This is a genomic window from Shuttleworthella sp. MSX8B, from assembly GCF_000524295.1.
Classification (GTDB): domain Bacteria; phylum Bacillota; class Clostridia; order Lachnospirales; family Lachnospiraceae; genus Shuttleworthia; species Shuttleworthia satelles.
In genome coordinates this window covers 22,080-40,896 of record NZ_JAQT01000014.1, presented here as the reverse complement: position 1 = coordinate 40,896, position 18,817 = coordinate 22,080, and the positions used below count along the sequence as shown (strand labels likewise).

The following is an 18,817-nucleotide window of genomic DNA, read 5'->3' as shown; positions in this document are numbered from 1 at the left end:
CTTGTCTCCTCGATCCCCTCAGCCCCTCGAATCCTCTGAGTTTCTCAGACCCTCTTATCTCCGAAGAAGAAGAGGGCTACGGTTCCCGGCCCCGTGTGGGCTCCTATGGTCGGGCCAATGGGGTTGATCATAACTTCGCCATCCATCTGAGGGAAGAGCTCTTTGACCAGAGCGGCCACCCCTTCGGCATCCTCCAGGCAATCCGACTGAGAGATGAAGACCTTGCCCTGATAATCAGGTCCCCCCTCGGCGTGCTCCAGCATCTTCTCAACAATCCGCTGCATCACCTTCTGCTTCCCTCTGATTTTCTCTCTGGGAATGAGATGTCCTGCCTCATCCATATTGAGCAGGGGACAAATGCCCAGCATTCCACCTAAAAATCCCGCCGTCTTGGAGATCCTTCCCCCCTTGACATAAAAGGTCAGATCCGTCGAGAAAAACCAGTGATGAACCAGCAGCTTCTTCTCCTCCGCCAGATCCATAAGCTGCTCGTAAGCAAGTCCCTCATCCCTTTGATCCGCCAGATATGACAGGAGAAAACCGAATCCGGATGAAGCCCCTCTGGAATCCACTACGCCGATCTTCCTGTCAGGGAATTTGGTCCGCAGCTCTTCCGCTGCCAGCCTGGCCGAGTTATAGGATCCGGAAAGTCCGGAAGAGAGCTCGATATGAAGAATATCCTTTCCCTCTTCCAGAAAGGGACGAAAGAAATCCATATACTCCTCAATATTGACCTGGGAGGTCTTGGCATCTTCTCCTCCTACCATGCGGCTGTAGAAAGCTCTGGCGTCCATGGCCTCCCAGAGATCGTCCATATGCTCTTCTTGTCCCAGACGATAGTGGAAGCAGACATAGGGAATCCCCCGTCCCTCCAGGTAGGCTTTTGGCAGGTCCACCGTCGAACTGCAGGTCAGTACATAGTCACTCATGATTCCTCCGATCTGTGCTTCCTCTCTGCCTCTTATCCTAATCCAAGAGGAGGATGCATGCCAGTAGAATCTTCTCCTGGATTTTCTCTTCTATAATATAGTATTAAGTATAAGCCCGGCGAATGGCAGCGATAGAGATTTCGTATTGCGAGCGCCGCCTGCTTTTCTTTCCCTGACTGGACAAGGGCCCTCCTCCCCTGTATGATAGTCTGCGTGTATATTTCGCTGATCTCGCTGATCTCGATATCCGATTCTCAACTTCCCTCATTTGTGTGACAGGATCTGCAATCGAATAGCAGCCCCGGAAAAGGAGAAATTATGTCTGAGAAAAAATCAAAGAAAAACAAGCTGTCACTGACCAGCCAGATTTTCATCGCTCTGATCCTGGCCATCATCATCGGATCCATCTTCGCCTGCCTGGGTCAGGCTCAGATCGCCAAGACCTATATCAAGCCCTTTGGCGTCATTTTCCTGAACCTGATCAAGTGGATTGTAGCCCCCCTGGTCTTCTTCTCGATCATGGCCGGCGTCATCTCCCTGCAGGATGTCCGCAAGGTGGGCTCCATCGGAGGCAAAACGATCAGCTTCTACCTCCTCACGACCGCCTTTGCCATCACCATTGGACTGATCATCGCTAATCTGTTTAAGGGCATCTTCCCCGTGCTGGCGACGACAGACCTTTCCTACAAGACCGAGGCCGCGGTCAGCTTCATGGACACCATCGTCGGCATTTTCCCCAGCAACTTCGTCAAGCCCTTTGCCGAGGCCAATATGCTGCAGGTCATTGTGGCCTCCCTCTTCATCGGCTTCGCCATTATGCAGATCGGCCCCAGAATGAGCAAGGTCGAGGAGGCGGTCAATATTTTAAATGACACCTGTCTCAAGGTCATGGAGATGATCTTAACCCTCTCTCCCATCGGCGTCTTCTGCCTGCTGGCTCCCGTTGTCGCCGAGAACGGTCCTGCCATCTTAGGTTCTCTGGCTGCCGTCCTCGCGGTCGCCTACCTCTGCTATCTGGTTCACGCCATCTTGGTCTACTCCCTCACCGTCCGCGCCGCGGCCGGGATGAGCCCTTTCAAATTCTTTAAGGGAATGATGCCCGCCATCCTCTTCGCCTTCTCATCCGCCTCCTCTGTGGGAACTCTCCCCCTGAATATGGAGTGCACGGAGAAGCTTGGGGCCAAGAAGGAAATCGCCTCTTTCGTCCTTCCTCTGGGAGCGACCATTAATATGGATGGAACCGCCATCTATCAGGGCGTCTGTTCTATCTTCATCGCCTCCTGCTATGGGATTCATCTGACCTTCCCCCAGATGCTGACAATCGTCCTGACCGCGACCCTGGCCTCCATCGGAACGGCCGGTGTCCCCGGAGCCGGCATGGTTATGCTGGCTATGGTACTTCAGTCGGTGGGACTTCCTGTCGACGGCATTGCCTTAGTTGCCGGCGTTGACCGCATCTTTGACATGGGCCGTACCACGGTCAATATCACGGGCGACGCGGCCTGCACCATGGTCGTCAATGCCTTGGAAGAGCGCAAGGCAGCCAAGAAATCTGCGCAAGTGCATTGAAGCAGCATCTCTTTGTTCCAGCTTTCAAGGGCCCCAAATACGAACTCCGCACATATCCTTTTGCTGGATTCAGTAAGGAGAAGCCCATGCAAGTCACCATCCACACCTATCTCATTGTTCTTCCCCTTCTCTTTTTGGGCGGTTTTGTCGACTCCATCGGCGGCGGAGGCGGCCTTGTTTCTCTCCCCGCCTACCTGCTGTCCGGTCTTCCCCCTGTTCCCGCAGTGGCCACCAACAAGTTCTCCTCCGCCTGGGGGACCGGACTAACCACCGGCCGCTTCGCCATCAATCGACTGATCCCATGGAAGGCAACGCTACCTGCTATTCTCATGGCCTTTATCGGTTCTACCCTGGGCGCCCACCTGGCCCTGGTCATCGACACGAAAATAATGACCTACCTGCTCTACTTCATTCTGCCGGTCACTGCATTTCTAGTCCTCAATAAGAATCTCTTCAAGGAGCACGATGCATCAGAGCGGGTATCCAGGAGGGTGACTGCCCTCATCGCCTGCCTTCTGGCCTTCTTCATCGGCATCTACGATGGCTTCTACGGGCCCGGAACCGGGACCTTTCTGATCATCGGCCTGACCATTCTGGCCAGGCTTCCCATGACCCAGGCCAACGGTATGACCAAGGCCATCAACCTGACCACCAATGTCGCCGGGGCCGTCGTCTACCTGATTAACGGACAGGTACTGCTGACTCTTGGCATTGCCTCTGCCGCCGCCAATATGCTCGGCAACTATGTGGGAAGCGGTCTGGCCATGAAAAACGGGACGAGAATTACCCGTCCCATCATCCTGGCAGTGCTTGTCCTCCTGCTGATCAAGGTTATTTTTAAGTTCTGATCAATACCGCAGCCTATCCCCTTCTTTTGGGAGGGAAGTTTCGACGTTCGATCTGCCCAATCGTAAAGCCGGTCTATCCCTTCCTTTTGAGAGGACCAACGAATTTACATCACAGCAGCGGCGTGATCCACATAGATCTGCTGGATCTTCTCGAGACGTCCCAGGCCTCCCAGCTGACATTCAATCTCTTCAAAGGATCCCGTGGCCGCAAAGAGATTCTTCCAGGAATCCTCCCGGTCTCCCGCCATGTCATTATTTGCATGATCTCCTGCAACAACCATCAGAGGACGCAGGATTACATGCTTAAATCCTTCTCTCTGCACCTCAGAGAGAATGTTGTGGATGTCCGTCTCCGGGCAGTCTCCGTCTACGGTCGCGACGAAGACGTCCTTCCTGCCCTGATCTGAAAAAAGGCTCTGAAACTGCTGATAGACGATGTGCGCCCCATGTTCTGTCCCGTGCCCCATGAGAACCAGCGCCGGCCCCTTGTCGGCCTTATCGACAGGATCCTGTCCCGGCTCCCTGTTCAAAAGACCTGCCTCTTTCCAGGCATTTTCCAGAAGAGCACGAGACACACGGACCATGTCCTCCGTATAATGTGCCGGGTTTTGATCCGTTTCTCCCAGAAGGGGCTGCCCGACAGCCACGGACGCAAACCGGTCCCGATAGCCGCTCAGAATCCGAATCATAAGCTCATACTCAATTCCATGCATGAGATAGGTCGGCTGCAGGATAAGCTGTTTGATTCCTGCGGCAAGAGCGCCTTCCAGGGCCTGGCTGACAGAGTCTACCTGCTCCTGATCCTCTCTTTGCATATGGCGGATAACCCGCGGCGAGCTGAAGGCCCGCGCGATCCGATAATCAGGGTAAGCCCGCGCAAGAGCCTCCTCAATCCCTCCGATATCTGTCTTCCTCGCCTCGGCAAAAGAGGTCCCGAAGGAAACCACCAGTATTTCTTTTTCTGACATCACAGGCCCCTTTCTCAATCATGCGGCGCGACTCCCGAGATTCCCTATCATCATACACGATTTCTCATCAGAAAAACCGTCTGTATCTGGGATCTATTTGTTATCTCCGCCGAACCGGATCCCCTTCTCAAAAGCTCTCCCCTGCCCTACAATAGCGGAAGAATCCCTCCAAAACTCCAGCTGCCGTATTAAGAATTTTCCGCGCACGCAATGAGGTCTGTCCATGATTAGCCTTCTATCCCATTTCTTCCTGAAAAACGAATCCGCCATGACCGAAATCCAGCGCCACAAGGCCTGGGGCATGATTTCCGGGCTGGCCGGAATTCTGCTCAATCTCCTATTGGCCCTGACCAAATTCCTGGCGGGGCTTGCAACCGGCTCTATCGCCGTAACCGCGGATGCTCTCAACAACCTCTCCGACGCCGCCTCCTCCATTGTGACCCTGATCGGTTTTCGTCTCTCTTCCCAGGAGGCAGACCCGGAGCACCCCTTCGGGCACGGACGCATTGAGTATCTGGCCGGCTTTATCGTCTCCCTGCTCATCCTCCTCATGGCCGTGGAGCTCTTCCGGGACTCCGTCCTCGGTCTCTTTGAGAGCAAACCCGTCCATCTGACCATCCTCACCGCAGCTATTCTCCTGCTCTCCATCGCTGTCAAGCTCTATATGTTTGCCTACAACCGCAGAATCGGCCGTCTGACTGGGTCTGCCACCATTCTGGCGGCCGCTACCGACAGCCTGTCCGACGTTCTGGCCACCGGCGTCGTCCTGGTCTCCCTGGTCCTGACCAGGCTGACCGGCCTGAATCGCATCGACGCGATTGCCGGAATCATTGTCGCTTCTTTCATCTGCAAGGCCGGGATCGACTCCATCCGGGATACATCCTCTCCTCTTCTGGGGCAGGCTCCTGATCCGAATATGGTCCGGCGGATAGAAGAAATCGTCTGCTCCTATCCCTCCATATTAGGGGTCCATGACCTGATCATCCACAACTACGGTCCCGGCCGCATCTATGTATCCTTGCACGCCGAAGCCCCTGCCAATTCCAGACTCTTAGACATCCATGACGAGCTGGATGAGGCGGAAGACGCCATCCGCCGGGAGTTCGGCTGCGAGATCACCATCCATGTTGACCCGATCATCCTTGACGACCCCGAAGTCCTTGAGAAGACCGGGCAGATGCTCGGCATCCTGGAGAAGATTGACTCCCGCCTGAGCATGCACGACTTCCGCATTGTCCACAAAAAATCGAAGACCAAACTGGTCTTCGATCTTCTTGTCCCCTATGGATTTCATCTGTCTGACGAGCAGATCCTAACACAAATCCGGGAAAGGGTCCATCGGCAGATGGGAGCAGATCTTGTCTGCTCCATTCATATCGACCGGGACTTCTCCGCGGACAGACAGACGCAATAGAACTTTGCAAGCTTCATATGTTCGGCAAACAGCCGCTGAAAGAGATCAGACTTCCACCTTTACTCCCTTGTGTTCAAAGAGCATTCTCTCGGCCTCGGGATTCCACAGGCCCTTGTGATCTCTGCAGCACTGATCCAGCTTCGCGAAGAAGGGGTCTGACTTTCCGAGCTCCGCGAAGTCCTCAATGGCGGTCATGGGCATATCAAACTGGGTATAGGCCAGCTTTTTGCCCCCCTTGATTTTTGGCAGATTCAAGGTAGTTTCCGCGATACTGTCGATCCCGCCGACATGCGTGATCATAACGGAGGGATCCAGACGGCCGCTGGCAGCCAGCTGATTTGCCTCGATCAGATCGTCATTATTTCCGCCTGTCGTCCCCATCAGGTGGGTGCTGGTATAGTGGAGATCATACATGTTCATGTTGGCGGAGAAATTCTTGTCGGTGGGACCGGAGAAGAAGTTCAGACAGCCGTCAAAGGCCAGAACACTTCCCGCCAACTGGCAGACCGAAGGAATCGGAACCATGACAAAGACGTCGTCATAGCCGTGTCCCTGGGTCAGATCCATCAGCCCCTGCCTGGGATCATCCATTTTGGCTGTGTTGGCGTAAATCAGCTCCACCCCGTGCTCTGCCGCGTACTCCGGGCTGACCACCTCTTTGGCTCGCTCGATTTTGGCATCGTCGACATCCGTGACGACAATCCGTCTGGGATGATAGTCGCAGACCAGGCCATAGGAAACCGATCCCAGTCCCATGGGACCGCAGCCGCCGGCAATCAGAATATTACCGCCCCTCTTTGTCCCCATCTCATGATCATAATTCTGCTTATTGGTATGGTACATGGCGTGATAGCCGCCGATACAACAGCTCATCGGCTCTCCAAGCGACGCCTTGTAAAAGCTGTCCCCGTCAAACGGCATCAGAGCTCCCAGCTCCATGGTCTCATGGGGGAAGATGCAGTAGGTGGTATCTCCCCCATACCACTCATAGGAATAGCCCGGAGAGGCCAGACTCCCCTTATAGTTCAGCGCGGGCTGCTGGGCAAAGCGCATGCCCGGCTGAAACTGATCCTGCCACTTCTTTCCGACCTTGACAATCACACCGGCGAACTCATGTCCGACAATGACCGGATGGGTATCCATATTCTGAGGCGCCCTCTTGTGCTTCTTCCCCTGTTCGACCAGCTTATAAGTGGACATACAGATGCTGTCGGAGTAGATCTTGGCCAGGATCTCATCGTCCCTGATCTCCGGAAGCTCAAACTCCTCCAGTCTCAAATCCCTTGTTCCATACATTCTGACTGCTTTTGCTCTCATTACTCTCTCCTTCTTTCTCCTGAAATTCTGTGACTACCCCGCATGGACCCCTCAGACGCTCGCAAAAAACTCGTAAATTTCGTCCCTGGAGCTGCGGATGATCTTCTCCGTCTCCTCTTCGCTCGCGCAGTGCGTTGCGATATTGGACAGGATATCAATGTGCTCGTCTCCTCTGGCGGCGATCCCAATGACCAGTTTGACGATCTCTTGCTCTCCCCAAGGCAGTCCCTGTGGGAAGGTCATAACGACAATCCCCGACTGTAACACCTGATCCTTCATGCTCTCAATCCCGTGGGGAATTGCCAGGCTGCTGCCGATCGCCGTATTAAAGACCTTCTCCTTTTCCAGCATGGCCCGGGTATATTGATCCGTCGCATAACCGTCTTTGACGAAGATCTCTCCGATTCGCCGGATCACCGCCTCCTTGTCCTCTAACTCGCAGTTCAGATAAATGTTTTCTTTCTTCAGGATCTCACTCATGACTCAAAACCTCTCTCAGATATTTTTCAGAAAATCATAGAAATATTCGCCCAGAATCTTCTTCAGTTCCTTTTTCACCAGCTCTTCATCGCCATGAAGAATGGCTCCAACAAAGGCTTCGTCGCGTATGACGGAAGCGCTGATCTGACCCAGAATCTGCATGTGCATGCGCAGCTGCTCATCCTCCGGCATCACCATAAAGATCACTGCCCGGATCCCCTTGAAATCGGGATCCGCGAAGGACCTGTCCCCCGAAGGCCTGCAGCTGATGAAAACCGGCTCCCGAATCATCCTGCTTCTGCAGTGAAGCAGAGCCAGATCGAGCTCCGGGAAAATCTGACTGTTTAAATGCTCTCGCCTCTGTATTTTCCCCGCGATCTTTTCCGCAACCGCCTGTGATTCTGTGACCCTGTCAGCCAGCTGGTAAACCAGATCGGGAAAGGAAATCTTCGGGTCCGTCTCATAATCGCAATACCTTCGAATCAGTCCCCGGATTTCGATAATCATCTCGTTTGCCTGATCCAATTGACGGTCAAACACCTGATTCTCCGACTCCCGCTTTACATAGGCATACTCTTCGATTTTATTCCTGATCTTCTCAAGGTCACTCTCCGGGACCAGGGGACTGACCCGGATCGAGTCGATCTCATCGGCACACCAGTCAAAGGTTGTCACGAAGAAATCCGTGCGTCTCTCCACATGCTCCGTCAGATCACTCAGGGCATAGGCCGACAGCTCTGCTTCCTGTCCGAACACACGGGTCAGCCTCGCGATCATGAGCTGGGCAACGCCAAAGCCGCTGGAACAGATGATTCCGATCGAAACCCTTCTCCTCTTTCCCTCTCTCTTGCGCACCCTCTCGACTGCCGCGCCAAAATGCATGCTGAGAAAACCGATCTCGTCATCGCTGACCTCAAAGGCTATTTTGTCTCGGATGACCTCCGCCGCCCGCCTGCTCTTCGCGTAAATCTCCGGATATTCCCTCTTGATCTCAGGCAAAACCGGATTGTAGATGCTCATCTTCTCTGACATTCGAAACATGGCCGGCTGCAGGTGCATGATCAGTCCTCGTATGAATTCCTCGTCGCATTTCAGGCTGTTGGCCATCTCTGTGTCAAATTGATCGATCATCCGGTCGATCATCTCGAGCAGGTCTTCCTCCGGAAAGAGAAACTGCCTGTTTTCCGCCTCTGTCTCATGGTAGGCCATCTTGGATCCGAGGAGGTGAAGGAGAATGTATGACAGCTCCTGGTCCGGCATATGAATTGAGAATTCCCGCTCAATCTCCCCGCGGATTTTCCCGGCCAAAGCATATTCATCCCAGGTTCCCAGTTTATTGACCAAACCCGGGTCTTCCTCCACAATTGCCCCTTTCTGGACCCGCTCGACAGCGATGGCCAGATGAAAAATAAGATTCGTGTAGGCGCTCTCCGCCAGCCCCTTGAGCCTTGTCTCCTCCTTTCGCATTCTCGCAAGGACCTCGTAGACCCGGCTGACCGTATCCGTTGCCAAAAGAGCGTAGAGATTCTGATCTCTCGTGTGGATCAGGGCTCCTGCCGCCGACTCCTTTAATCCCTCAATGCCTGCCCAGGGTAGGGACATGTTTTCACTGACGTATCGCCGCATGGCGGCGCGCAGGTCCCGCTCGCTTCCGCTCAAAGTGACTCCGAAGCCCTGTCTTTTGACCAGCTTTAAGTGGTTTTGCTCCAGCCAGGGGCCCAGGGCCGACATATCCTTATTGACGGTCGCCTCCGACACTCCCAGCAACTGGCTGTAATAATAGATCTTCCTCGGGGCTTTATTCCGGATCAGTTCAAAGAGCAGCCGGTTCCTCCTCCCCGCGACGTCCGTCGGCTCGCCTGCTTCTTTTTCCTCTAATTCCCCACGCAGTCTCTCTTTGGCCTGTTCCGAACCCGTGACGGAAATCCCGACTCCTTTTTTGCGGTGCAGAAGCAGACCGTATTCCCTCAAGGCGCCGTCTAAATATTCCACCTCCCTTTGGACCGTCCGACGGCTGACGCCGACCTGGTCTGCGATATCATCTTCCTTCAGCGGTCCCTCAGCGTCCATCAAAAGAAGGAGAATTCCTCTGATTCGATTTGTCAGCAGCATATCATTTCCCTCTTTTTCTTCTGTCAGCCAAAAAGGACCTCAAAAAGACCGGATCACAGTGCTTGTTCGCGGGCATTTTTTATCTCTGTAACCAGGGCGTCATACTCCGGGGCGGCAATAAAGTTACTGATCGTAATGATCCTTGCCTGCGGAGCGCTCTTTTGTGCCCTTGCCGCAAGATCCTGATGGCAGACGAGAAGCTCTGTATTCGCGGGAACTTCAGAGACGGAAGCATGATCAACCTTGATGTCCTCAATCCCCGCCGCCCTCAGTTTCTTCTGCAGGACCGCCGCTCCCATTGCGCTGGATCCCATGCCCGCGTCGCAGGCGAAGACAATCCGGTCAATTGTCTTTAAAGCATAGTCCGCGCTCATTTCCCTATCGGGATCAATAGACACCGCCTTTTGATCGCCTGCGGCCTCTTCTGAAGCTTCCGAGGTCTGCCCCTTAGACTCTGCCTTCATCCGATCCTTCTGATTCTGCGCGTCTTCCAGCGTCGTCTTAGCAGAGGCAAACTTGATGATTGGCGTCGCGATGACAAAAGAAACTGCGGACGCGATGACAACGCTCAAAAAGACCTGCAGGGTGGATCCCTTCGGCGCCGCGATCACATAGGCGAAGACAGATCCGGGAGAGGCCGGAGAGGCGAGTCCCAGGTGAAATACGGTGTTGTAGAGCATGGCCGCCATAGATCCGCCAATGGTCGCCAGAAGCAAAAGTGGCTGCATGAGAATATAGGGGAAGGAGATCTCATGGATCCCGCCCAGCAGATGCACAATCAGCGCGCCCGGTGCGGACGTCTTGCTGATCTTGTCCTTGGACCACATCCAGTACGCAAGGAGGACGCCCGTACCGGGGCCCGGGTTGGTCTCAATCATGTAGAAAATCGACTTCCCGACTTCCTTGACATTCTCCGCGCCGAGGGGGGTGAAAATTCCATGATTGATCGCGTTGTTGAGGAAGAGGACCTTGGCCGGCTCAACAAAGATGGATACCAGGGGAAGAAGCCCGTGCTCTACAAGAACCTGAACTCCTGCCTGAAGGACGATCAGGATGGCTCCCATGATGGGACCCATTGCCCGGTAGCCCACAATTGCCATGATCAGTCCCAGAATACCGACGGAAAAGTTGTTGACCAGCATCTCAAATCCCGGTCTGATCTTCCCCTCAACAGCCTTGTCGAAGAGCTTGATGACAAGTCCTGCCAAAGGACCCATTGCCATCGCTCCCATCAGCATCGTCATATCCGGATTGGACAGGATTACTCCGACGGTTGCAATCGCTCCCATCACGGCGCCCTTTTGTCCGCCCACCATTTTCCCGCCGGTATACCCGATCAGGATGGGGAGCAGATAAGTGAGCATCGGCCCTACCATCTTATTGAGGCTGGCGTTGGGAAGCCATCCCGTATCAATAAAAAGTGCCGCCATCAATCCCCAAGCAATAAACGCCCCGATGTTGGGCATGATCATCGCGCTTAGGAAGCGGCCAAATGCCTGTACCTTTGTCTTCATATTCTTCATCCTTTTCTGTTTGCCAACACTGTCTTATGAGCTCATCTTCCGGACGATCAAGCTCTCTATAGTCTAAAATCTAATCCTGCCACCCCTGATTTTCAACAAATGAAAAATCAGCTTTGTCGCAAAGAGTATGCGCCAATCTTCAGGCAGGCGCTTTCTCCTCAATTCCCGGCCTTCTCTCCATCCTGCTTCTCCCCTGATTTTCAGCCCTTTTCCCTCTGATATCTCTCCACCCGGGCATCCTCTTGCTTGAATGCGCAAGTATCCTCTGACTGGAATGGCGCTAACCATTTGCCCGCCTCCTATGGTATAGTTGTCTCGTTCCCCGATGGGAGGCAGGGAATTTCGAAAAGTTCAAAAACTTTAGCGCCATGTACCCGGCCGCTTTTCATCCCTCTGTATTTTTGAGGAACGTTTTGGTCCGGGTTGACGAGGTGTCAGGTGATCGAAGATTCGGCGGATGCCTGATCGCGGATACGGCCGCGTATGCAGTTGACAAAAGATCCGGTAACGGAGAGACAAAGAGACTGTAACCGTATGGAACATACAGAACCCATAAGGAGAATTCATATGTGTGGAATTATCGGATTTACCGGATCAATCCCCGTGCAGGATATCCTGCTCAATGGCCTTGAACGGCTTGAATACCGCGGCTACGACAGCGCCGGCATCGCCTTCTTCAAGGACAATCGCCCCCATATTTCTGTCCGCAAGACCGCAGGCAAGGTCAAAGACTTACGCGCCATCTGTGATGACGACAACACCTCCTGCTGCGGGATCGGACACACCCGCTGGGCGACGCATGGCGGCGTCACCAACGCCAATGCCCACCCCCACAAGGTCGGCAAGACCACATTGATTCACAACGGAATCATTGAGAACTACCACGAGCTCATTGAGAGCTATCAGCTGCAGAAGGATCTCAAATCCGAGACGGACACGGAGGTCGCCTGCGCCCTGATCAACAAGCTGTACCAGGGAGATCCCATCGCGGTTCTTCGACAGGTATCCGGTCTTTTAAAGGGATCCTTCGCCTTCTGCATTATGTTCGCGGACCAGCCCGGCAAAATCTACGCGCTTCGCAATGTCAGCCCCATGGTCGCCACCCTGACGGACAAAGAGGGGGCCTTCATCGCCTCTGACCTGACAGCCTTTATCGATTACAGCAAGCGCTATTTCATTGTCCCGGAATACCATATCCTCACCCTGACCCCGGACTCCATCTCTATGGAAGATCTGAAGGGCAATCCGGTGGAAGCGGAATATCAGGAGGTGAACTGGGATATCACAGCTGCCCAGAAGGAGGGCTATCCCCACTACATGATCAAGGAGATCCACGAGCAGCCGCAGGCACTGGTGCGCACCATTGAGCCCCGTATCAGTCCCGACAATCTCCCGGACTTCTCCGCTGACGGGATCCCGGACTCCTTTTTCGAGAACTGCTCCGACATCACGGTCGTCGCGTGCGGCACCGCCCTCTACGCGGGAATGGCCGGGAAGAATATGATCCAGAATGTTCTCGGCATCCCCGTCTCTGTCGCGATCGCCTCGGAATTCCGCTACGAGCGCCCAGTGATCAATGAGAACTCCATGGTGATCGTGACCTCTCAGTCCGGAGAGACCATTGATACCTTAGAGGCCCTGCGTCTGGCCCGGCAATACACGCATAAGACGCTTGCCATTGTCAATGTCAAGGGCTCCTCAATCGCCCGTGAGAGCGACCAGGTTCTCTACACGCACGCGGGACCCGAGATCGCGGTCGCAAGCACCAAGGCCTACAGCGTACAGGTCGCGAGCTTCTATCTGCTCGCCGCGAAGATCGGCCTGGTACAGGGGAAAATGACCAAAAAAGAGGCGCAGAACTTCCTCGCCACACTCAAAGAAATGCCCGGCCGCATTGAGACGGTGCTCTCCCACGAGAAGCGCATTCAGGATTTGACCGACCGCTTTACCAATGTGCCCAATGCCTTCTATATCGGGCGCGGACTGGATTACCGTGTCGCCATGGAGGCCGCCCTGAAGCTCAAGGAGATTTCCTATATTCACGCCGAGGCATACGCCGCCGGTGAGTTAAAGCACGGAACAATCTCTCTGATTGACGACGGCGTCCCCGTCATTGCCCTGGCAACTCAGCATAAGGTCTACAGCAAGGTGATCTCCAATATCCGCGAGACCAAGGCCAGAGGCGCCTATGTCATCCTGATCAGCGAGGACAAAAAGATCACGGATCCGACCATCTGCGACGTCCACTTCAGTATTCCCAAGGTAGACGATCTCTTCTCTGTCTTTGAATCCATCGTCATCTGTCAGCTGATCGGCTACTATACCTCTGTCAACAAGGGCATCAATCCAGACCAGCCCAGGAATCTGGCCAAGTCCGTGACCGTAGAATAAAGGATCGGCACGGGCGAATGCTTCCCGCAGAAAAGGGGCTGTCGCATTAGATACTGCGGCGCCCTTTTTCTAATCAGCGAAAATCCGGCTTGACAGCCGGATTTTTCCCATTTCAAAAAAGAGGCCGCCACACGTTAGTGCGACAGCCCCTTCCATTTACAACGATAAAAGCTTTGCGGCGCGTCTTCTCATATTCGATTCTCTGTATTCCGGAAGATATTGTGAGCTCAGATCAGAAGACTGCAGGGATCTTTGATATGATCCATGCCCTCTGTGCCAAACTCAGTTCTTCCCCAGAAGAAAGCAGAGCGCGAACGCCACAATATCCGCCGCCACGATGGTGGAACCGACCGGGGTTCCGGCTAAAATCGAAATCAAAATCCCGACCAGAGCACAGACAACCGAGAGAATCACGGAGCAGATTGTGACTGCCCGAAAGCTCTGAAAGACCCGCATAGCAGAAAGAGCCGGAAAGATCACCAGAGCCGACACCAGAAGAGCCCCCACCAGATTCATGGCCAGAACAACCACCAGGGCGATCATAACGGCAATCAAAAGATTCCAGGCCCCGGCGCGAATCCCGACCGCCCTGGCAAAGGTCTCATCAAAGGTCACCGCGAAAATACGGTGATAGAAGACAATGAACATGGCTACGACCAGGGCTGACAGAATCAGGCAGAGAATGACATCCTGCATGGTCAGGGTCAGAATCGTCGTCGATCCGAAGAGGGTTGTTGAGATCTCCCCGGCCAGATTCGAGGCAGTTCCAAAGATATTCATAAGCAGGTATCCCATAGCCAGAGCTCCCACCGAGAGCATGGCGATAGCCGCGTCTCCCTTGATCTTGGCGTTCTGTCCGGACCGCAGCAACAGAATCGCCGCGAGAACAGTCAGCGGCAGGATCAGAGCAAGATGATTGGACAGCTTTAAGACCGTGGCGACTGCCATAGCGCCGAAGGCCACATGACTCAGTCCGTCCCCGATATAGGAATACCTCTTTAAGACCAGGGTCACGCCCAGCAGGGAGGAGGAAAGGGCAATCAAAACGCCCACAACAAGGGCATAGCGCACGAAGGGATAGGCCAGATAACGCGTCAGGGTATCAAGCATGGCGGCCTCCTTTCGACAGGTAGTATTGTCCGATCGGACTCTTTGCGAACGCATCGGAGCTTCCAAAGAAGACCTGATCTCCCAGATAGAGAATATGGCTTGCATTCTCTGCTGCCGCCCGCACATCATGAGAGATCATGATGACGGAAATGCCCTCCCTGTGGAGCTTTTCCACCAGCTCGTACATGGATAAAGTGGCTTTGGGGTCCAATCCGGTCACCGGCTCATCCAAAAGGAGGACCTGGTCGGTTGCCGCCAGAGCGCGGGCCAAAAGGACTCTCTGCTGCTGTCCCCCCGACAGCTTCCGGTAGGAGCAATCCTTAAGCTGGCAGATATCCAGCCGGCGCATACAGAAATGGGCTCTCTCCTTTTCCTCCTGGGTATAGAAAGGGTGCCAGGAGCCCCTGGCCTGACATCCGGAGAGAACGATCTCCCTGACAGACGCCGGAAAATCTCTCTGTGTCTGGGTCTGCTGGGGCAGATAGCCAATGCCTCCCGCGGCGGCCTCCTCATCCAGCCAGATTCTGCCGGACAGGGGCTCCTGCAGCTTGAGCAGGGTCCGCATAAGGGTGGATTTACCGGCTCCATTCTCACCTACAATACACAGATATGCCCCTCTCGGAAGCTGAAAATTCAGTTTTTCCACCAGAACCTGCTCCCCATATCCCAGGGTCAGATCCCTGCAGGTTAATATATCCATTTTTTCTCAATCAATTCATCCATTCATGGCCTGCTTGAGCAGATCAAGGTTCTTACTCATCACATTGAGATAGGTGGCTCCATTGGATACGTCCTCTGCCTTGACCGACTGCATGGAATCCAGGCTTAAAACCTTCAGATCCGCAACCCCGGAATTCTGCTTGATGGATTCCGCCAGCTTATGGGTCTCACCCTCGATGGTCAGGACAGCCGGAAGCTTCAGCTCCTTGATCTTATTGGCTAAAAATGCCACCGTCTCGAAGCTCGCCTCAGACTCGGCGTCACATCCCTCAAAGGCCGCAAAATAGTCCAGTCCGTAGTCATTAACCAGATAGCGGAAGGGGAATCGATCGCCGAAGACCAGGGTCTTGTACTTGGCGGAATCCACAGCCTGCTGGTACTTCTGATCCAGATCATTCAGGAGTTCCCCGTAGACCTTGGCATTCTTGGCATAAGCCTCCGCATTGTCCGGATCCGCCTCTGCCAGCGTCTTCTGAATCTGGTCTACAGCGATCTTGGCATTCTTGAGCGAGAGCCAGACGTGCTCATCCATCTCCTCCTCTCCCTCTTCATGATCCTCGTGGGTATTCTCCTGCATGCCCTCCTTCTGCTCGACCGGCTTGACGCGGTCCTTTAAAACCTCCATCAAATTGACGGTCTTCTGATTGGGATTGGTCTTATTCTTCAGGGCGTCCTCAACCCAGGCATCCGACTCTCCGCCCACATAGACAAAAACGTCCGCTGAGGAAACCTTTGCGATATCTTCAACGGTGGGCTGGAAGCTATGAAGGTCAACCCCCTTGTCCATAAGCATGGTTACTTCCGCATTGCCGGCCTTGTCCCCAAGGACTCTCTCAACCCAGTCATACTCCGGGAAAATCGTCGTCACAATCTTCAGCTTCTTGCCGCTGTCCCCCTTGGACTCTGCTGTCGTCTTCGTATCCGAATCACTCTTTGCGGAATTCTTCGCTCCGCCGCAGGCCATCAGGCCAAAGGCACACAGTCCGGCCAACAGAACAGCCGCGATTCTCTTTCCTCTCATCCTCTTCTCCTTCTCGTCCGAAAGCTCCTGCTTTCTCTTGCTTGCATCCGGTTTTCAATCCGCCGCACAAGACTCGGCCCTGCTTCGACACTCCTGACAGAGTCCGAAGAAGGTCGTTCTGGCCGGATTAATGGCAAAGCCGTGATGGTCCAGGATGTGTTCCACAAAGGCATCGATCATCTGGCAGTCCAGGTGCATCAATCTGCCGCAAGACTCACACTTGAGATGATAGTGCTCCCGGCAGCTTTTGCTCTGGTCCCCCAGATACTCGAAGCAGGCGGCCGTCTTCTCGTCGATCAGGTACTTGCGGACCAGACCCTCTGAGACCAGCTTGTCCAGCTGGCGGTAGACAGTCGTCATCCCGATTCCAAGCTCCTGCTCTTTACAGTAACGGACGACATCAGAAGCGGTAAAATGCTTCCCGCCAGTCGATTTCATATAGTCGATCAGCTGTCGTCTCTGCCTGGTCTGATACTCCGCCTTCTTCATGGAACAAGTCATCCCTTCCTGTTAATATGAAAACCATTTTCATATTATGGAGATCTCTCCTGTCCCTGTCAATATAAAAATCATTTTCATATTGATGTTTTCATATCAAGGGCTTTGCTATGGACGATGACCGCCGACATATACACTCATGCCGATCAGGCCGAGATCCTCTATGCGGTCAAGATCCTTTTTTGACCGGAGGGCTTGCAGCGGGTATTGCAGTGGGTGTTGTAGTAAAACGTCTAAAATAGTCTACTTTTTAAATGCTTTCATCGAACATACGCTCCATTTGAGCAAAAAGGAAAACCCCCGCAAAGCCTGTAATTACAAGCTCTGCAAGGGTTTTTGTCTTCGTCGGAATGACAGGACTTGAACCTGCGGCCTCTTGACCCCCAGTCAAGCGCGCTACCACCTGCGCTACATCCCGCTGCAACGAAAACTATTGTAGCGGATTTCTGTTCCAGGCGCAAGCGCAAAATTTCCCGTACTCAGCCGCCTGCATCCAGCCATCCTCTATGTAGCGGTCGTCTTTGATACAATTTTATTTTTACATTTCAAAATTGCAGCTTCGCCTTTCCGTTTCCTGTCACTTCTCCTTGCGGCCCAGTTATCTTCTTTATTTGTGTGTTCACATATAAATTGGATTTATTCAATAATATGGTCATCAAGCAGGAAGTTGATCAGACCGATCCTCACGATCCCATCCTCATCAATTTTTGGCTTCATGTACCCCTTCACAACGATGATCTTCTTAAAGGAATCTCCAATTCGTGTCAGTGAATTCTTTTCCTGTTCTATTTTCCCCTGACTAGCCATTTCGTATGCAGACTGAATGTAGTACCTTTCACTCCCACGGTTCACCACAAAATCCACTTCATAATCCTTTCGGATCGTCTTTCCGTTCGTATCCTTGGAGAAGCATTCCACCACGCCAACATCGGCACGGAATCCACGGATGCGGAGTTCATTGAACAGGATATTTTCCATAATGTGGTTCTCTTCGATCTGCCGGAAATTCAGCTGGGCATTCCGAAGCCCGACATCTTCAAAATAGATTTTATAAGGAGTGCCGATGTATTTCCTTCCCTTTACATCGTACTTATGCGCCTTGGAAACGATAAACGCATCTTCCAGGCAGTTGATATAATGGTCGATGGTGTTATGCGGAAACACCTCTTTTTTGACGCTTAAGAACGTTTTCTCCAATTTTGTCGGATTCGTAAAAGATCCGATTCCTGACGCAATTACATTGACAAGCTCCTGTAAGTTCCCCGCGTTGCGAAGATGATTTCTCTCTACAATATCCTTAGCATAGGTGCTTGCGAACAGTTCAGAAAGATATTCCTCTTTTCCTGTGGCATTTTTATAGGACAGAACCAGTGGCATTCCTCCATAAGAAAAGTAATCATCCCATGCCTCCTGTCTGTCTTCATAGGCGGTAACAAACTCTGCAAACCGTAAAGGATGAACCTGGATCATGTCTCCGCGCCCACGGAATTCTGTCGCGATGTCGGAAGAAAGGAATTTAGAGTTGCTTCCGGTCACATATACATCCGCGTTTCTGATCTGCATGAGGCCATTCAGGACATCTGTGAAATCCGTCATCATCTGGACTTCATCAATGATTACATAATACATGGAAGAATCTAGAACCTTCTTCTTGATCGTTTTATAGGTATAAACAGGATCTCGGTATGGTCGATTTCCTACTCCTTCCATCGATATCTGTATAATATGATCTGCAGGGACTCCCTGATCCTTGAGATACGCAACAAACAACTCGTTTAAGAGATAAGACTTCCCACAGCGACGAATCCCAGTTATGATTTTTATCAGCCCATTATGCTGTCTTTCGATCAGCCTGTTCAGGTAAAGGTCTCTTTGTATGATCACAGTGCATTCTCCTTATTTCGTGTTATTACACGA

General features: G+C 53.1%; 16 protein-coding genes and 1 tRNA gene. 4 read left to right on the top strand and 13 right to left on the bottom strand.

Annotated elements, in window-relative coordinates; translation table 11 throughout:
• Window positions 1-44: 44 nt before the first annotated feature.
• Entirely contained in the window at window positions 45-929 is an 885-nt protein-coding gene (locus tag HMPREF1508_RS03865) for a DegV family protein (RefSeq protein WP_044959560.1), read from the bottom strand.
• A 318-nt stretch (window positions 930-1,247) separates the two neighbouring features.
• On the opposite strand from HMPREF1508_RS03865, the gene HMPREF1508_RS03860 reads away from it, so the two are divergent.
• Window positions 1,248-2,498 carry a dicarboxylate/amino acid:cation symporter gene (locus HMPREF1508_RS03860; protein WP_044959557.1) on the top strand — a complete coding sequence of 417 codons (1,251 nt, stop codon included), beginning with the start codon at window positions 1,248-1,250 and terminating at the stop codon, window positions 2,496-2,498.
• Between the two features lie 86 nt (window positions 2,499-2,584).
• Window positions 2,585-3,346 carry a sulfite exporter TauE/SafE family protein gene (locus tag HMPREF1508_RS03855; protein ID WP_044959554.1) on the top strand — a complete coding sequence of 254 codons (762 nt, stop codon included), beginning with the start codon at window positions 2,585-2,587 and terminating at the stop codon, window positions 3,344-3,346.
• A gap of 104 nt (window positions 3,347-3,450) precedes the next feature.
• Here HMPREF1508_RS03855 and HMPREF1508_RS03850 read toward each other — a convergent pair whose 3' ends face one another.
• On the bottom strand, window positions 3,451-4,314 hold the full coding sequence (locus HMPREF1508_RS03850) for a sirohydrochlorin cobaltochelatase (RefSeq protein ID WP_049906880.1): 864 nt from the start codon (window positions 4,312-4,314) through the stop codon (window positions 3,451-3,453).
• A 223-nt stretch (window positions 4,315-4,537) separates the two neighbouring features.
• On the opposite strand from HMPREF1508_RS03850, the gene HMPREF1508_RS03845 reads away from it, so the two are divergent.
• Window positions 4,538-5,728 (top strand): cation diffusion facilitator family transporter, encoded by a 1,191-nt coding sequence (locus HMPREF1508_RS03845; RefSeq protein WP_044959550.1) that lies wholly within the window; start codon window positions 4,538-4,540, stop codon window positions 5,726-5,728.
• Between the two features lie 45 nt (window positions 5,729-5,773).
• Here the strand turns inward: HMPREF1508_RS03845 and HMPREF1508_RS03840 are convergent, their stop codons facing one another.
• The 5 genes from HMPREF1508_RS03840 to HMPREF1508_RS03820 all read right to left on the bottom strand — a co-directional run bounded on the left by HMPREF1508_RS03840 (window position 5,774) and on the right by HMPREF1508_RS03820 (window position 11,448).
• Window positions 5,774-7,045 carry a zinc-binding dehydrogenase gene (locus tag HMPREF1508_RS03840; protein ID WP_044959547.1) on the bottom strand — a complete coding sequence of 424 codons (1,272 nt, stop codon included), beginning with the start codon at window positions 7,043-7,045 and terminating at the stop codon, window positions 5,774-5,776.
• Window positions 7,046-7,096: 51 nt separating this feature from the next.
• Window positions 7,097-7,525, bottom strand: a complete 429-nt coding sequence (locus HMPREF1508_RS03835; protein WP_044959544.1) for a PTS sugar transporter subunit IIA — start codon at window positions 7,523-7,525, stop codon at window positions 7,097-7,099.
• A gap of 15 nt (window positions 7,526-7,540) precedes the next feature.
• Window positions 7,541-9,637: a BglG family transcription antiterminator gene (locus tag HMPREF1508_RS03830; RefSeq protein ID WP_044959542.1), complete on the bottom strand. Its 2,097-nt coding sequence runs from the start codon at window positions 9,635-9,637 to the stop codon at window positions 7,541-7,543.
• A 53-nt stretch (window positions 9,638-9,690) separates the two neighbouring features.
• A complete protein-coding gene (locus HMPREF1508_RS03825; RefSeq protein ID WP_044959606.1) occupies window positions 9,691-11,151 on the bottom strand; it encodes a PTS mannitol transporter subunit IICB in 1,461 nt (486 codons plus the stop codon).
• Window positions 11,152-11,223: 72 nt separating this feature from the next.
• A complete protein-coding gene (locus HMPREF1508_RS03820) occupies window positions 11,224-11,448 on the bottom strand; it encodes a hypothetical protein (RefSeq protein ID WP_044959540.1) in 225 nt (74 codons plus the stop codon).
• 279 nt (window positions 11,449-11,727) lie between these two features.
• Between HMPREF1508_RS03820 and glmS the strand changes: the two genes are divergently transcribed.
• A complete protein-coding gene (gene glmS, locus HMPREF1508_RS03815) occupies window positions 11,728-13,551 on the top strand; it encodes a glutamine--fructose-6-phosphate transaminase (isomerizing) (RefSeq protein WP_044959538.1) in 1,824 nt (607 codons plus the stop codon).
• Between the two features lie 282 nt (window positions 13,552-13,833).
• On the opposite strand, the gene HMPREF1508_RS03810 is transcribed toward glmS, so the two are convergent.
• From HMPREF1508_RS03810 to HMPREF1508_RS03785, 6 genes are all read right to left on the bottom strand, one after another.
• On the bottom strand, window positions 13,834-14,661 hold the full coding sequence (locus HMPREF1508_RS03810) for a metal ABC transporter permease (protein WP_044959535.1): 828 nt from the start codon (window positions 14,659-14,661) through the stop codon (window positions 13,834-13,836).
• Window positions 14,654-15,361, bottom strand: coding sequence for a metal ABC transporter ATP-binding protein (locus HMPREF1508_RS03805; RefSeq protein ID WP_006905716.1), 708 nt, complete (start codon window positions 15,359-15,361; stop codon window positions 14,654-14,656). The genes HMPREF1508_RS03810 and HMPREF1508_RS03805 overlap by 8 nt, the downstream gene beginning before the upstream one ends.
• Before the next feature lie 15 nt (window positions 15,362-15,376).
• A complete protein-coding gene (locus HMPREF1508_RS03800) occupies window positions 15,377-16,402 on the bottom strand; it encodes a metal ABC transporter substrate-binding protein (protein WP_044959532.1) in 1,026 nt (341 codons plus the stop codon).
• Window positions 16,403-16,456: 54 nt separating this feature from the next.
• The gene (locus HMPREF1508_RS03795; protein ID WP_242834490.1) at window positions 16,457-16,903 is read right to left on the bottom strand and encodes a Fur family transcriptional regulator; all 447 of its coding nucleotides are present in this window, start codon (window positions 16,901-16,903) and stop codon (window positions 16,457-16,459) included.
• A 342-nt stretch (window positions 16,904-17,245) separates the two neighbouring features.
• Window positions 17,246-17,318 (bottom strand) — tRNA-Pro (locus HMPREF1508_RS03790).
• Window positions 17,319-17,536: 218 nt separating this feature from the next.
• Entirely contained in the window at window positions 17,537-18,784 is a 1,248-nt protein-coding gene (locus HMPREF1508_RS03785) for an ATP-binding protein (protein WP_044959528.1), read from the bottom strand.
• Window positions 18,785-18,817: the final 33 nt, after the last annotated feature.

Bases quoted from the DNA above. Each gene is read 5' to 3' on its own strand.
- HMPREF1508_RS03865 (WP_044959560.1), bottom strand. From the start codon at position 929: ATGAGTGACTATGTACTGACCTGCAGTTCGACGGTGGACCTGCCAAAA.
- HMPREF1508_RS03860 (WP_044959557.1), top strand. From the start codon at position 1,248: ATGTCTGAGAAAAAATCAAAGAAAAACAAGCTGTCACTGACCAGCCAG.
- HMPREF1508_RS03855 (WP_044959554.1), top strand. From the start codon at position 2,585: ATGCAAGTCACCATCCACACCTATCTCATTGTTCTTCCCCTTCTCTTT.
- HMPREF1508_RS03850 (WP_049906880.1), bottom strand. From the start codon at position 4,314: ATGTCAGAAAAAGAAATACTGGTGGTTTCCTTCGGGACCTCTTTTGCC.
- HMPREF1508_RS03845 (WP_044959550.1), top strand. From the start codon at position 4,538: ATGATTAGCCTTCTATCCCATTTCTTCCTGAAAAACGAATCCGCCATG.
- HMPREF1508_RS03840 (WP_044959547.1), bottom strand. From the start codon at position 7,045: ATGAGAGCAAAAGCAGTCAGAATGTATGGAACAAGGGATTTGAGACTG.
- HMPREF1508_RS03835 (WP_044959544.1), bottom strand. From the start codon at position 7,525: ATGAGTGAGATCCTGAAGAAAGAAAACATTTATCTGAACTGCGAGTTA.
- HMPREF1508_RS03830 (WP_044959542.1), bottom strand. From the start codon at position 9,637: ATGCTGCTGACAAATCGAATCAGAGGAATTCTCCTTCTTTTGATGGAC.
- HMPREF1508_RS03825 (WP_044959606.1), bottom strand. From the start codon at position 11,151: ATGAAGACAAAGGTACAGGCATTTGGCCGCTTCCTAAGCGCGATGATC.
- HMPREF1508_RS03820 (WP_044959540.1), bottom strand. From the start codon at position 11,448: ATGGTTAGCGCCATTCCAGTCAGAGGATACTTGCGCATTCAAGCAAGA.
- glmS (WP_044959538.1), top strand. From the start codon at position 11,728: ATGTGTGGAATTATCGGATTTACCGGATCAATCCCCGTGCAGGATATC.
- HMPREF1508_RS03810 (WP_044959535.1), bottom strand. From the start codon at position 14,661: ATGCTTGATACCCTGACGCGTTATCTGGCCTATCCCTTCGTGCGCTAT.
- HMPREF1508_RS03805 (WP_006905716.1), bottom strand. From the start codon at position 15,361: ATGGATATATTAACCTGCAGGGATCTGACCCTGGGATATGGGGAGCAG.
- HMPREF1508_RS03800 (WP_044959532.1), bottom strand. From the start codon at position 16,402: ATGAGAGGAAAGAGAATCGCGGCTGTTCTGTTGGCCGGACTGTGTGCC.
- HMPREF1508_RS03795 (WP_242834490.1), bottom strand. From the start codon at position 16,903: ATGACTTGTTCCATGAAGAAGGCGGAGTATCAGACCAGGCAGAGACGA.